This window comes from Mycobacterium sp. NPDC003323 (assembly GCF_053589535.1).
The window spans coordinates 1-13,701 of record NZ_JBSFSB010000025.1 but is presented as its reverse complement, the minus strand read 5'-3'; the positions used below and the strand labels follow the sequence as shown (position 1 = coordinate 13,701).

The 13,701-nt window shown below is 67.8% G+C and carries 15 protein-coding genes; 10 read left to right on the top strand and 5 right to left on the bottom strand.

Annotation, left to right across the window (positions count from 1 at the left end; all coding sequences use genetic code 11):
• Positions 1 to 4 precede the first annotated feature (4 nt).
• A complete protein-coding gene (locus tag ACWDUN_RS28530; protein WP_449934156.1) occupies positions 5 to 1,828 on the bottom strand; it encodes a hypothetical protein in 1,824 nt (607 codons plus the stop codon).
• 122 nt (positions 1,829 to 1,950) lie between these two features.
• Between ACWDUN_RS28530 and ACWDUN_RS28525 the strand changes: the two genes are divergently transcribed.
• From ACWDUN_RS28525 to ACWDUN_RS28510, 4 genes are all read left to right on the top strand, one after another.
• Complete coding sequence (locus ACWDUN_RS28525) at positions 1,951 to 2,490, top strand: hypothetical protein (protein ID WP_449934058.1); 540 nt, start codon at positions 1,951 to 1,953, stop codon at positions 2,488 to 2,490.
• A gap of 67 nt (positions 2,491 to 2,557) precedes the next feature.
• Positions 2,558 to 3,805, top strand: a complete 1,248-nt coding sequence (locus ACWDUN_RS28520; RefSeq protein ID WP_449934056.1) for a glycosyltransferase family 4 protein — start codon at positions 2,558 to 2,560, stop codon at positions 3,803 to 3,805.
• Complete coding sequence (locus ACWDUN_RS28515; RefSeq protein WP_449934054.1) at positions 3,799 to 4,515, top strand: class I SAM-dependent methyltransferase; 717 nt, start codon at positions 3,799 to 3,801, stop codon at positions 4,513 to 4,515. The genes ACWDUN_RS28520 and ACWDUN_RS28515 overlap by 7 nt, the downstream gene beginning before the upstream one ends.
• A gap of 1 nt (position 4,516) precedes the next feature.
• A complete protein-coding gene (locus ACWDUN_RS28510) occupies positions 4,517 to 5,581 on the top strand; it encodes a prenyltransferase (protein WP_449934052.1) in 1,065 nt (354 codons plus the stop codon).
• Here ACWDUN_RS28510 and ACWDUN_RS28505 read toward each other — a convergent pair.
• Positions 5,578 to 6,225 carry a class I SAM-dependent methyltransferase gene (locus tag ACWDUN_RS28505; RefSeq protein WP_449934050.1) on the bottom strand — a complete coding sequence of 216 codons (648 nt, stop codon included), beginning with the start codon at positions 6,223 to 6,225 and terminating at the stop codon, positions 5,578 to 5,580. The two genes, ACWDUN_RS28510 and ACWDUN_RS28505, sit on opposite strands and share 4 nt — an antisense overlap.
• A 53-nt stretch (positions 6,226 to 6,278) precedes the next feature.
• Between ACWDUN_RS28505 and ACWDUN_RS28500 the strand changes: the two genes are divergently transcribed.
• On the top strand, positions 6,279 to 6,848 hold the full coding sequence (locus tag ACWDUN_RS28500; RefSeq protein ID WP_449934049.1) for a TetR/AcrR family transcriptional regulator: 570 nt from the start codon (positions 6,279 to 6,281) through the stop codon (positions 6,846 to 6,848).
• 12 nt (positions 6,849 to 6,860) lie between these two features.
• On the opposite strand, the gene ACWDUN_RS28495 is transcribed toward ACWDUN_RS28500, so the two are convergent.
• Complete coding sequence (locus ACWDUN_RS28495) at positions 6,861 to 7,442, bottom strand: TetR/AcrR family transcriptional regulator (protein ID WP_449934047.1); 582 nt, start codon at positions 7,440 to 7,442, stop codon at positions 6,861 to 6,863.
• A 107-nt stretch (positions 7,443 to 7,549) separates the two neighbouring features.
• On the opposite strand from ACWDUN_RS28495, the gene ACWDUN_RS28490 reads away from it, so the two are divergent.
• Positions 7,550 to 8,875, top strand: a complete 1,326-nt coding sequence (locus tag ACWDUN_RS28490; protein WP_449934045.1) for a cytochrome P450 — start codon at positions 7,550 to 7,552, stop codon at positions 8,873 to 8,875.
• A gap of 26 nt (positions 8,876 to 8,901) precedes the next feature.
• Here the strand turns inward: ACWDUN_RS28490 and msrA are convergent, their stop codons facing one another.
• Positions 8,902 to 9,411 carry a peptide-methionine (S)-S-oxide reductase MsrA gene (gene msrA, locus ACWDUN_RS28485; RefSeq protein WP_449934043.1) on the bottom strand — a complete coding sequence of 170 codons (510 nt, stop codon included), beginning with the start codon at positions 9,409 to 9,411 and terminating at the stop codon, positions 8,902 to 8,904.
• Between the two features lie 61 nt (positions 9,412 to 9,472).
• On the opposite strand from msrA, the gene ACWDUN_RS28480 reads away from it, so the two are divergent.
• From ACWDUN_RS28480 to ACWDUN_RS28465, 4 genes are read left to right on the top strand one after another with little or no spacing between them, the layout of a single operon-like run.
• Positions 9,473 to 9,910, top strand: coding sequence for a hypothetical protein (locus ACWDUN_RS28480; RefSeq protein WP_449934041.1), 438 nt, complete (start codon positions 9,473 to 9,475; stop codon positions 9,908 to 9,910).
• A gap of 20 nt (positions 9,911 to 9,930) precedes the next feature.
• A complete protein-coding gene (locus tag ACWDUN_RS28475) occupies positions 9,931 to 10,425 on the top strand; it encodes a nuclear transport factor 2 family protein (protein WP_449934039.1) in 495 nt (164 codons plus the stop codon).
• On the top strand, positions 10,422 to 11,426 hold the full coding sequence (locus ACWDUN_RS28470) for an NAD-dependent epimerase/dehydratase family protein (RefSeq protein WP_449934038.1): 1,005 nt from the start codon (positions 10,422 to 10,424) through the stop codon (positions 11,424 to 11,426). The genes ACWDUN_RS28475 and ACWDUN_RS28470 overlap by 4 nt, the downstream gene beginning before the upstream one ends.
• Positions 11,410 to 12,240 carry a class I SAM-dependent methyltransferase gene (locus ACWDUN_RS28465; RefSeq protein WP_449934037.1) on the top strand — a complete coding sequence of 277 codons (831 nt, stop codon included), beginning with the start codon at positions 11,410 to 11,412 and terminating at the stop codon, positions 12,238 to 12,240. Before ACWDUN_RS28470 ends, ACWDUN_RS28465 begins: the two co-directional genes overlap by 17 nt.
• A 6-nt stretch (positions 12,241 to 12,246) precedes the next feature.
• Here the strand turns inward: ACWDUN_RS28465 and ACWDUN_RS28460 are convergent.
• The coding region (locus tag ACWDUN_RS28460) for a DUF222 domain-containing protein (RefSeq protein WP_449934035.1) at positions 12,247 to 13,701 on the bottom strand (1,455 nt) is incomplete at its 5' end.

The window sequence follows — 13,701 nt, the reverse complement described above, 5'->3', positions numbered from 1 at the left end:
TTGGTCAGAGTTGGGGCACCGGTTGTCTGGGCGTGGATCGGGTGTCGGCACGCATCTCCCGATCGTTGATCCGGCCGGCACCCCAACTCAGCGCGGCGATCAGGAGCAATGAGCAGAACAGCACCACGAACGATGCCGCGGTGAACAACCAACTCGGCACGTCGAGATTGCGTTCCCGTTGCAGCACACTGATCTCGGCGGTGAACTCCCGGTCCATCGACTGCTCGGCCGGCAGTTCGGTGGCGCCGATACCCGGGTCGGCGGGCAGGAACACCGGCACGGCGGCCATGGTCCGGCCATCCTGCACGCGGATCAGCGTCTTCCAGGTGCCCCACACCGGCATCGGTCGGGTGGTGCGGTAGTGCCCGGGGCCGAGCCGTTCCAGCTTGTCGACGATCAGGCCACGGTCGTTGTCCGGCCCGCCCTGCCAGGACAGCATCGACACCCATTCGGGATCGTTACTGATGAGATCGGCAGGGGTGACGCGGATATCGGCGCTGACCAGTCGCTCACCGGCCGGGCTCGGCAGCTCGGTGAGCGTGATCTGCGCGCGGGCGTTCTGCGGCACCGAGATGTTCAAACCGTTGCCCACCGCAGCCCCGATGGTCAGCACGGTCGCCACGATGACGCCGATGCTCATCGACCGGCGCGGCAGCGGCCGCCCCGTGAGCACGATGGCCAGCAGGCCACCGCACATGCCCATCAGGACGGCGACCGGCACCGAGGTGATCAGCGCCTCGGCCCACATCGACGACGGCCACGGGTACATGAAGACCGCGTCGATCCAGAACGACTCCAGCCACAATCCCACGGTGCCGATGCCGGCGCCGGCGACTGCTCCGAACAGGATGGGCCGCTTGATGAGTGGGGTGAGGGCGAGCAGTTCGACCACCAGGGCCGGCCCGAGATAGAGCGCGAACCAGCTGTACGGCGCACTGAGGACCGGGCCGACGGCCAGCGCGACGATGCCGCGGATCAGCAGCGCGAACAACACGGCCGCGATCGCCGCTCCGCGACCCATGGTGACCCGGGCGGCGATGAGCGCCAGCGCGGCCGCCGCGGCCACCAGCATGGGGTGCAGTACCAGGCGGAATTGCTCGATGCCGAAGTCGTATTCGACCGGGAACACCGACATTCCGATGACCAGGCCGCCGAAGGCGAAGTACCGCAGGATCTTCGGGAATTTGCTGTCGTCCTCGCCGGTGCCCGCGGCGAGTCGACCCTCGTGTTCGAGCAGCAACACCGCCACCAGCGACAGGCCCGCACCGCCGATCAACATCAGGTGCGTGGGCCCCCACAGGGTGACGTCCTGCCCGAAGATCCGGTGCCAGACATCGTCGAGGGGGAACCCGATGAGGGCGTACAGACCGCACGCGGCCATCAGCACCCCGCCGACCGGGGCGTACCAGGTCCGCGTGATCTTGATGGCGGCCGGGCCGGGCTTCTCGTGGGGCATGATGATCGCCATCGATCCGGCGATGAACAGCAGGAACAGCCCGATCAGGATGAAGTAGTGCGCCGGGTTGGCCAGCGGGCCGGAGTCACGGCCCTTGCCGATGTGCAGGCTGACATCCCAGATGAAGCCGAACATCGCGCAGATGATGGTGGAGGTGAACAGCAGCGTCGGCAGCGCCACCCAGGACGGCCGGTTCATCTTGGCGCCGACCTTGTTGCCCAGGGTGTCCAGCCAGGTGATCCGGCGGGTCCGGTGCAGGATGCCGATCCACAACAGTCCGGCGGTGATGATGCCGGTGGCGATCGAGATGCCGATGATCTGATCGAGATCCGCACCCCCGCCCTCGGTGGCCTCCACTGCCAAGACCGACAACGTGCCTGCCACGCCCACCCCCTGGTATCCGTCCCCGTCGGCGACTTCTTACTGGCCGGTAATGTTGCCAGAATCGAGTATCCGAAACCAGGGGTACCGCGGCCGAATTAGCCTGGACCGCGATGAAGCCTGCCGGTTACCGACTACGGCAACGCGATGGGATCAGCTGCGGACCCACCGTGGCGGTGGTCGCCGGCGCGTTGCTGGACGGGCGCTATCGACGGGGCCTCGACGCCGGGCCGGACTGGTTCGCGGCCGAACAGGACCGCGTGCATCGTCGGGTGAACCGGCTGTGGCCGCGCCGGCTGGGCATGACCCCGGCCGGTCTGGCGGCCGCGATCGACGCGCGCGCGGTGCTGCGATACCGATGGCGGCTGTGCCGGGGGCTGTTGCCTCTGCGGCGGGATGCACTGACCGACGTGCTGGCCGCGGTGCGCGCCGGTCACCCGGTGGCGATGCTGATCGGGCACGTCATTCCGCGGCACTGGGTGCTCATCGTCGCGGCGGCCGATGACCGGCTGCGGTGCTTTGATCCGGCATCGGGGAATCACCGCGAGGTGACGGTCGCGGCGGTCCGGCATGCGCAGATCACGGGGCTCGGATTCGACAGACCGTTCGCTTTCGTGCTGCCGCGACGGCCCGGGACGCATTGCGTCCCCTAGTTCGTCAAACTATAGTCTGGACACATGTCCAGTGTGCTTCCGCCGCAGTTCAGCGGATTGAGCTGACGTGCGTATCGCCTTACTGTCGTATCGCAGCAAGACCCATTGCGGTGGCCAGGGTGTGTACGTGCGGCACTTGTCCCGCGGTCTGGCCGAACTCGGCCACGATGTCGAGGTGTTCTCCGGTCAGCCCTATCCCGACGGGCTCGACCCGCGGGTGCGGCTGACCAAGGTGCCCAGCCTGGACCTGTACCGCGAACCCGACCCGTTCCGCGTCCCGCACCCGCGCGAGATCCGCGACCGCATCGATCTGCTCGAGCTGGCGACCATGTGGTCGGCCGGGTTCCCCGAGCCGATGACGTTCTGCATGCGGGTCAGACGGATCATGGCCGAACGCCGTGACGAGTTCGACGTGGTGCACGACAACCAGAGCCTCGGTGCGGCCCTGCTGGACATCGCCGATCTGGGGCTGCCCCTGGTGGCCACGGTGCACCACCCGATCACCCGCGACCGGGTGCTGGAGGTGGCCGCCGCGAAGTGGTGGCGCAAGCCGCTGGTGCGCCGCTGGTACGCCTTCGCCGAGACGCAGAAGAAGGTGGCCCGGGCGATTCCGGACCTGTTGACCGTCTCGTCGACCTCGGCGGCCGATATCGCCGAGGACTTCGGGGTCAGCGCCGACCAGTTGCACGTCGTGCCGCTCGGGGTGGATACCGAGCTGTTCAGGCCGGCGCAGCAGCGGGTGCCGGGCCGGATCATCGCGATCGCCAGCGCCGATGTGCCGCTCAAGGGCGTGGGCAACCTGCTGCACGCGGTGGCGCGGCTGCGCACCCACCACAATCTGGACCTGCAGTTGGTGTCCAAGCTCGAGCCCAATGGCCCGACCGAGAAGCTGATCGCCGAACTGGGCATCTCCGATATCGTGCACATCTCCAGCGGCCTGTCCGACGAGGACCTGGCCGATCTGCTGGCCTCTGCTGAGATCGCGTGCATTCCTTCGCTCTACGAAGGTTTCTCGCTGCCCGCCGTGGAGGCGATGGCCAGTGGCACGCCGATCGTGGCCAGCCGTGCCGGGGCGCTTCCCGAGGTGCTCGGCGAGGAGGGCGAGTGCGCCCGCCTGGTGCCGCCGGCCGATGTCGATCAGCTGACCGGGGTGCTCGGCGAACTGCTGGACTCGCCGACCGAACGGCACCGGCTCGGGGCGGCGGGCCGCCGCCGCGCTGTCGAGGTGTACAGCTGGGAATCCGTTGCGGCGCAGACCGTCGCCGTCTACGAGCGGGCCGCCGAAAGGCTCCAGAAAGGACGTGCAGCGTGCTGACCGTCGACTACGACCGACTCGGCATCGGGCCGGGCACCTCGGTGATCGATGTGGGCTGCGGTGCCGGACGGCATTCGTTCGAGGCCTACCGGCGCGGCGCGGATGTCATCGCCTTCGACCAGAGCGTCGAGGATCTCAACGATGTCGACGCCATCCTGACCGCGATGAAGGAGCAGGGTGAGGCGCCGCCCGAGGCGCGTGCGGAGGCCGTCAAGGGTGATGCGCTGGACCTGCCCTACGCCGACGGCACCTTCGACTGCGTGATCGCCTCGGAGATCCTGGAGCACGTGCCCGCCGACGATGCGGCCATCGCCGAACTGGTGCGCGTGCTCAAACCCGGTGGTGCGCTTGCCGTGACCGTGCCGCGCTGGCTGCCGGAGAAGGTGTGCTGGCTGCTGTCCGACGAATACCACGCCAACGAGGGCGGACACATCCGGATCTACCGGGCCGACCAGTTGCGCGACAAGATCGTCGGCCGCGGGATGCGCTTCACCCACAGTGAGCACGCGCATTCCCTGCACTCGCCGTTCTGGTGGCTCAAATGCGCTGTGGGCGTCGACAAGCCGGATCATCCGGTGGTCACCGCCTATCACAAGCTGCTGGTGTGGGACATGATGAGCCGGCCGTGGGTGACCCGGCAGGCCGAGGCCGTGCTCAACCCGCTGATCGGCAAGAGCGTCGCCCTCTACTTCGAGAAACCTGCGGTGTGAGATGGCAGCCCCCGAGATCCCCGGTGTCCGTGGTGTTCTGACGCCTCAGCAGTGCCGTCAGACCGCGGTGTCCATCGCCGAGACCCAGGAATCCTCGGGCGCCATTCCGTGGTCGGTCGGCGGCCACACCGACCCGTGGGACCACGTCGAGAACGCGATGGCGTTGACGGTGGCCGGCCTGCTCGAGCCCGCCCGGGCGGCCTTCGAGTGGTGTCGCACCGCGCAACGCGCCGACGGATCCTGGCCCATCCAGTTGCGCGACGGTGTCATCGAGGACGCCAATATCGACAGTAACTTCTGTGCCTACATCGCGACCGGAGTATGGCATCACGTGCTGATCACCGGGGACCGCCGTTTCGCCCAGCTGATGTGGCCGACGGTCACGAGAGCCATCGACCTGGTGCTCACCATGCAGCTTCCGGGCGGTGAGATCGCTTGGGCCAAAAGCGATGCCGGCCTGATCGAAGAGGCGCTGCTGACCGGATGTGCCAGCATCTACCACAGCATCCGGTGCGCGTTGGCGCTGGCCAATTATCTCGACGAGCCGCAACCGGAGTGGGAGGTGGCCCTGGGGCAGTTGGGCCACGCCATCGTCGAGCATCCGGAATCGTTCACCGCCAAGGACACTCACGCGATGGAGTGGTACTACCCGGTGCTCGGTGGCGCCTTGCGCGGCCCGGCGGCGCAGGCGCGGATCGAGGAGCGCTGGGATGATTTCGTGGTGCAGGGACTGGGCATCCGCTGTGTGGATCACCGGCCCTGGGTGACCGGCGCGGAGACCTGTGAACTGGTGATGGCCCTGGACGCGATCGGGGACCGCACGCGGGCGCGCGAACAGTTCGCCGCCATGCAACACCTGCGCGAAGAGGACGGCTCCTATTGGACCGGACTGGTTTTCGCCGACGGTAAGCGCTGGCCCGAGGAGCGCACCACCTGGACCGGTGCCGCGATGATCCTGGCCGCCGACGCGTTGTCGAACACGACACCGGCCGCCGGGATCTTCCGGGCCGCCGATCTGCCGCGTGGGCTGGAGGGCGAGTTCGACTGCGCCTGTGATCGCGTCTAGACCCGCTCGAGCAGTCGCAGCGAACCCGTCGCCGAGACCTCGGTGAAATCACCGGAATCCAGAGCACGGCGGTAGATGTGAAACGGTGCCTGCCCGCCGTCGTTCGGGTCGGGGAACACGTCATGGATGACCAGGCCGCCGCCGGGGGCCACCCACTTGGCCCAGCCGTCGTAGTCGCGCTGGGCGGCCTCCTCGGTGTGCCCCCCGTCGATGAACAGGAACTGCACCGGGGTCGCCCAGACCTTGGCCACCACAGGGGATTTGCCGACGATGGCCACCACATGGTCGTCCAGACCGGCCAGGTCGAGCGTGTGCCGCATGGTCGGCAGCGTGTCGAAGCGGTTGGTGACCGGATCCACCAGCGTGGTGTCGTGGTACTCCCAGCCCGGCTGGTGTTCCTCGGAGCCGTGGTGGTGGTCGACGGTGTAGATGACCGCGCCGACCTGGGCGGCGGCGGCGCCGAGCAGCACCGTCGACTTGCCGCAGTACGTACCGATCTCGACGCCGACCCCGCCGGCCAGGTACCGCACCGCGGCGTCGTAGAGCGCACGGCCCTCGTCGGCGGGCATGAACCCGGTGACCTGCTCGGCGAACGCGAACAGTCGGGCGGCCTCGGCGGGCAGGTCGGTCTGCGCGGTGCTCATGGCAGACAACCTACCGTTGCTGGTGACCGGGGGTTGCAGTAGTGTCTGGACACGTGTCCGATGCGGCTCTGGAGTCGACTCGTCGCCGGCTGAGCGCCAAACAGGCCGATACCGTCGACCGCCTCGGCAAGGCCGCGGTCGACCTGTTGGGTCGCGAGGGGTTTGCGGCGTTGACCGTGCGGCGGGTGGCCGCGCAGGCCGGCGTCGGGGCGGCCACCGCCTACACCTACTTCTCGTCGAAGGAACACCTTGTCGCCGAGGTGTTCTGGCGCAGACTGGCAGATTCCCCGCCCGCCGAACACGAGTCCGCGGACCCGGCGACCCGGGTGCTGGAAGTGCTCGAACACATCGCCTCACTGGTGGCCGGTGAACCCGAGTTCGCCGGTGCGGTGACCAACGCGTTGTTGGGCAAGGACCCGGACGTGGACGTGCTGCGCGGACGCATCGGCGCCGATATCCGGGCTCGGTTGGTCGCCGCGCTGGGACAGGCCGTGGACGCCGATGTCATCGAGGCCCTGGAACTGCTGTACGCGGGCACGCTGGTGTGGGCCGGGATGGGATACGAGGCGTATCCGGATATCGCCCACCGGCTGGTGAAATCGGCCCGGCTGATCCTGGGCTAGGTGTACTGGCAGCTAGGTGTCACGAACTCCGAGCACGGCCCCGGCCGCAGTGATGGCGGGTTCCAGGATGGTGGCCACCGGCCGGTCGTCCTCCACCGTCAACGCGGTGAGTTCGCGCAGGCCGCCCAGCAGGATGACCGCCAGTTCCGGTCGGACCGGCGCCAGTCCGGACCGCCGGAAGCCCGGACTGCTCGACAACTCGACCAGCATCTCGGTGAGCCCACTGATGGCAAAGCGCTGAATGGAACGCACCGTGGTCCCGAGCGCCGGCAGTTCCCGAATCCAGCTCAACGTGACGGCCGGCCGCGCCCCGATGTGGTCGACATAGGCCGTGGCGGCCTGCTGGATCTGGGTGCGCCACGGCGCCTCGGGATCGACGGCACCACGGATCTCGGCGATCAGCCGCTCGTGGTCGGCGCGCAGCAGTTCGACGAAACACTGTTCCTTGTCGCCGAATTCGCTGTAGAAGGTGCGCTTGGAGGTGCGGGCGTGGCGGACGATATCGGCCACCGTGGTGGCCCGGTAACCGCGTTCGGCGATCGACGCGGCCAGCCCGTCGAGCAGTCGGGCGCGGAACGACGTGTCGTCACGCATGCCCACTCCCGTTCAAAACACCTATTGCCCCTGCCGGTACCACGGAGTACCGTAACCCACACACCATTGGTACACCGCAGTACCAACAGCCGTCTGGAGCGTGTCTCATGAGCGAAGCAACCGCCGAGCGGATCGACATCCCGGAAGTGAATCTGCCTCCCGGTCCCACCTTCAACAGAGCGGTCCTCGGCATCGGGTTCGCACTGTTCCGCCGCCCCGTGGTGGCCCGCCTGGCCACCAAGTACGGACCGGCGTTCAGCATGCAGCTGCCGGTCTTCGGGCCCACGGTCATCGTCTCGGACTCGCAGCTGGCCAAACAGCTGTTCGCGGCCAACACCGATGACGTCGGCAACATCCAGCCCAACCTGTCACGCATCCTGGGTCCGGGTTCGGTCTTCGCGCTCGACCGCACCGAACACCGACGCCGGCGCAAACTGCTCACACCGCCCTTCCACGGCAAGAGCATCAAGAACTACGAGAAGATCTTCGAAGAGGAGACGCTGCGGGAGTCGGCGAACTGGCCGGTGGGTCAGGAGTTCGCGACCCTGGAGCCGATGATGCGCATCACGCTGAACGCAATCCTGCGCGCGGTTTTCGGCGCCGACGGTGCGCACCTGGACGAGTTGCGCCGGATCATCCCGCCGTGGGTGACCCTGGGTTCGCGATGCGCCACGCTGCCCACTCCCAAGCGCGAGTACGGCCGCTGGCACCCGTGGGGACGGCTGGCCGAGTACCGCCGCCGCTATGACGAGGTGGTCGGCCGACTCATCGACGATGTCGCGGCCGACCCGCGGCTGACCGAGCGCGATGACGTGCTGGCGCTGTTGTTGCGCAGCACCTACGAGGACGGCACCGCGATGTCGCGCAAGGACGTCGCCGACGAGCTCTTGACGCTGCTGGCCGCCGGCCATGAGACCACCGCCTCGACACTGGCATGGGTGTTCGAACAGATCAGCCGACATCCGCGAGTGCTTGCCGAGCTGGTCGCCGAGGCCGAGGGCGAGTTGAATGAGTACCGACAGGCCGTCATCCTGGAGACGCAGCGGGCCCGTACCGTGATCGACTTCTCCGGTCGGCACGTCTACGCCCCGACCTTTGAACTCGGGGAATGGGTGATCCCGCAGGGACATTCGATCGTCGTCAGCCTGTCACAGCTGCACGAGCGGGAGTTCGACGATGCGGACCGCTTCGACCCGCAGCGGTTCATCGGCAACCGGCCCCCGCTGGCGTGGGTGCCCTACGGCGGCGGCACGCGCCGCTGTGTGGGTGCGGTGTTCGCCAATGTCGAGATGGACGTCGTGCTGCGCACCGTGCTGCGGCATTTCACCATCGCCACCACCACCGCGCCGGGGGAGAAGGTGCACTCACGCGGAGTCGCCTTCACCCCCAAGCGCGGCGGCCGGGTCGTGCTGCACCGGCGGGCAGGAGCGTAGCGACCGGAAAATCGATCCGGCGCTAGTCAGACCTCGGCGCGCTTGGGCAGCTTCCAGCCCGCACGCGGGAAGTGGCACGTATAGCCGGTGGGGTAGCGCACCAGATAGTCCTGGTGTTCGGGCTCGGCCTCCCAGAAATCGGCCTCCGGCACCACCTCGGTGACGACCTTGCCCGGCCACAACCCGGACGCGTCGACGTCGGCGATGGTGTCCAGTGCCACGGCCTTCTGATCGTCGTCGACATAGAAGATCGCCGACCGGTAGCTGGTGCCGACATCATTGCCCTGGCGGTTTTTGGTCGACGGGTCGTGGATCTGGAAGAAGAACTCCAGCAGCGCCCGGTAGTCGGTCTTGGCCGGGTCGAAGATGATCTCGATCGCCTCGGCGTGGCCGGGGTGGTTGCGGTAGGTCGCGTGGGCGTTCTCGCCGCCGGTGTAGCCCACTCGGGTCGACACCACGCCGGGCTGCTTACGGATCAGATCCTGCATGCCCCAGAAGCAGCCACCTGCCAGAATTGCCTTCTGGAAGTCGCTCATGCGCTATCCCTCCTTCGCGTCGGTTCAGCCTCCATTGTGCTCCGCCGTTACGGTGGAACCCATGCCTAGAGCTGTAACAACAGCGCTGGTCTGCGTAATCCAGGCAGGTGTGCTGGTGGCGGCCGGTTTTCCGACGGCGTCGGCCGAACCGACGGATCTTCCGCCGGAGGTGCCCGCCGATCCGAGCCGGACCGTCTTCGTCGACGACCCGCAGATCCTCAACCCGCACGCCACCCATGTCGAATCGTGGAGCCGCAGCGGTGAGGGCCTGATGGTCAACTTCGCATCCGGGGCGCCGGACTGCTTCGGGGTGCATGTGCAGGTGCGCGAGACTCCGGAGGAGGTGACCGTCGATCTCAGCGGCGGCATGCCGCCCCGGTCGATCGGCCGGATGTGCATCGCGCTGGCGGTTCCGGGCAGCGTCGCCGTCCCGCTGCAGGGCCCGCTCGGCCACCGACGCGTGGTGGCGGTGGCGCACGGTCTCGACAAACCCAGCTAGAACGTGTTCTAGTTCATGATGTGACGTCGTTCACCCGTGACGAATTGACCGAGGCGTACGCCACCTTCGAGCAGACCGTGGCGCGCGCCGCCCTCACCCGGGACTGGGATCCGTGGGTGGACCAGTACACCGCCGACGTCGAGTACGTCGAGCACGCCGCGGGCACCATGCGCGGCCGCGACGAGGTGCGCCCGTGGATCTGGAAGACCATGGAGAGCTTTCCCGGCAACCGCATGACCGCATTCCCGTCGCTGTGGTCGGTGATCGACGAGTCCACCTCGCGGGTCATCTGCGAACTGGACAACCCGATGCGCGACCCCGGTGATGGCACCGTCATCAGCGCCACCAACATCTCGATCCTGACCTACGCCGGTGACGGCCTGTGGCGGCGTCAGGAGGACATCTACAACCCGCTGCGGTTCGTCTCGGCGGCGATGAAATGGTGCAAGAAGGCACAGGAGCTCGGCACGTTGGACGACGACGCCGCCGAATGGATGAAGGGTATGGCCCGATGAGTGTCCTCGTCATCGGGGCCAACGGTTACCTGGGCTCGCACCTGACCCGGCAGCTGGTCGCCGACGGTCAGGATGTCCGGGTGATGGTGCGGCAGGGTGCCAACACCATCGGCATCGACGATCTGGACGTGCACCGCTTCGTCGGCGACATCTGGGACGACGACGTGCTGCGTGCGGCGATGACCGGTGCCGAGGTCGTCTACTACTGCGTCGTGGACACTCGAGGCTGGTTGCGTGATCCGTCCCCGCTGTTCCGTACCAACGTCGAGGGCACCCGCAATGTGCTCGATATCGCTGTCGAACCCGAGATTGCCGCCGGCTTACGAAGATTCGTCTTCACCAGTAGCTACGCCACCGTCGGCCGGCGTCGCGGCCGGGTCGCCACCGAGAACGACATCATCGGTGGACGCGGTCTGACGCCATATGTCCGTTCGCGGGTGCAGGCCGAGAAAATGGTGCTGTCGTATGCCCGTGAGCGCGGTCTGCCCGCGGTCGCGATGTGCGTGTCGACGACATACGGCGGGACCGACTGGGGTCGCACGCCGCACGGTGCCATCATCGCCGGTGCCGTCTTCGGGAAGCTGCCGTTCGTGATGAGCGGTATCGAGCTGGAGGCCGTCGGGGTCAACGACGCCGCCCGCGCAATGATCCTGGCGGCGGACAAGGGCCGGATCGGTGAGCGATATCTGGTCTCGGAGAAGATGATCAGCAATGCCGAGGTGGCCCGGATCGCCGCGGACACCGCCGGGGTGCCGGCGCCGGCCCGTTCGATCCCGTTGCCGCTGACCTATCTGCTGGCCACCATGGGAACCCTCAAGGGCAGGCTGCGCAAGACCGACGAACGGCTGTCGTTGGCCTCATTGCGGCTGATGCGGGCCGAGGCGCCGGTGGACTGCAGCAAGGCGCGCAACGAACTCGGGTGGACGCCAACGCCGGTGGAGCAGTCCATTGCCGAGTCGGCCCGGTTCTGGATGGGCCTGCGGGATGCCCGAAAGCGATGACCAGGTCCGCGTCGACCTGACCGGCGCGCCTGCCACGATGCTGGCCACGCTGTACGCGAAGGCTCTGGATTACGGTCTTCCACAGCCTGTGCTGGGTGACCGCTGGGCGGCCGAGATCGTCGCGCGTATCGACTACGACTGGGCGCAGACGACCATCGACGCGCGCCGCTCCCCGGCGGTGACCACGCGCAGCGCCCACTTCGACACCTGGGTCCGCCAGTTCCTGGCTGTGCACCCGAATGCCGTTGTGCTGCATTTGGGTTGCGGTCTGGACAGCCGGTACCTGCGGGTTGCGCCGAGCCCGGAGGTGGAGTGGTTCGATATCGACTACCCCGAGGTGACCGGGTTGCGGCATCGGTTGCTTCCGCCCGGCGGCCGAGGTCATCACACCGTGGCGGCCTCGGTCACCGATCCCGGGTGGCTGGCCGACGTCCCGGCGGACCGTCCGGTGCTGGCGATCGGCGAGGGACTCACGATGTACCTGACCCGGGATGACGGGGTGGCACTGCTGAACCGGATCGTCAACCGATTCGATCGCGGGGAGTTGCAGTTCGACGCCTTCAACCGGCTCGGCATCCGGGCGCAGTGGACCAATACGGTGGTGCGCCGCTCGGGTGCCACGTTGCACTGGGGTATCGACGATCCCGCCGAGATTCTGGCGGCGGTGCCGGGAACGCGTCTGCTCGCACGGGTCAGTGCGTTCGACGCGCCGTCCTTCGAGCGGATTCCCGCCGGTTACCGGGCGATGGCGCGGGTCATGTCGATGCTTCCGGCGCTGCGCTATATGGCGTCATATCACCGCTACGCATTCTGAACTGACTCAGCCGTTTTCGTCGTCTTCGGGGTGGCTGAGGAGTTCTTCGGGGTGGAAGTGGTGGTTGATGGTGTCTTGGCCGGTGTCCATCAGTGGTGGTGGGTGCCAGTGCACGCGTCCGGTGTCGGGGTCGATGCGGGTGGTCCAGCCCAGTTCGGCGAGTTGGTTGTCGGGCCCGCAGCCCAGTCCGAGGGTGTCGGCGTCGGTGAGCCCGCCGTGCGCCCAGCTGGGGTCGGCGTGATGGGCCTGGCAGTGGTTGGCGCATTTCGTGCAGCCTGGCCGGGTGCAGCCGCGGTCACGGTTGTACAGCAGCAGGCGCTGGGCTTTGGTGGCCAGGCGTTTGGTGCGGCCCATGTAGAGCGGTTCGGCGGTGTGTTGTCGATACACCACCAAATAGTGATGGGCGTGCTCGGCCAACCGGATCAGGTCCGGCATCGGCATCAAGGTGCCGGTCCCGGTGACCGCGATCCCGGCCCCGGACTCCAACTCACCCAAGGTGGTGGACACCACCACGGTGACCGGGAGCCCGTTGTGCTGGCCCAGGCGCCCCGAGGCCAGGATCTCGCGCAGCACGGCTTTGAGTGCGTCGTGTTGGCGCTGGGCGAGGGTGCGGGTGTCGCGGAAGGCGGGCCCGGTCAGCGGCGGCAGCGACGGCGCCGGAGTCTGCGCGGCCGCGGCGGCGGCCTCGACCGCGTCGATGCGCTCGGCGAGCTCGTCGAAGGTGGTGGGCAGCGGTAGCTGTTCCCACACCGACGCCGGATCATCACACGGTGCGGGCGGTGAGGACGGTGGGTTGTGCGGCTCGGGTTGCGCCTCGGCATCGTTCTGCGGCGCCTGCGCTTCAGCGGCAGCCGTCTCTGCGTCCGCTTCCGCGTCGGATGCGGGAGTTGCCTGCGCTTCCGCCTCGGCTTCGGCGTCGCTCTCCGGCGCTTCCGGTTCGGTGCCCGGCGCTGCCGGCTCGTCGGCTTCAGCCTCCGGCTCGGGGTTGGCCGGTGAGTCCGGGTCCTCGGGATTGTTGATCCCGGGACGGGCCCAGGTGTCATTCACCGTACCCAGATAGGCCGCCAGCTCCGGATCCACCCAGCCGGTGATCCGGGTCAACCCGTCGGCATCCTGCTGACCGATGCTGATACCGCGCTTGTGACGCACGATATCGGGGCCCGAGCCATTCTGATTCATCAGATACAACGCGGACACCGCGGTGGCGTGCACCGTCTCGGGCGGGCTGGCATGGGCCAGGGGCACCAGGATGGCCTCCAACTCCGCACACTCGGCGGCATCGACATACTTGGCCGCCAACCGCACCGCCTCGGCGATCACCGCCACATGACCCTCACCGATAGCCCCCTGCGCCAACGCCTGGGCACACAACCCCAACGCCGGCTCCAGCGTCTCCCCCGTGATCGACTGCCTGGGGGCCAGTTCTTCGGCGCGGCGCACCCGGCGGGCGGCCTCGCGCCC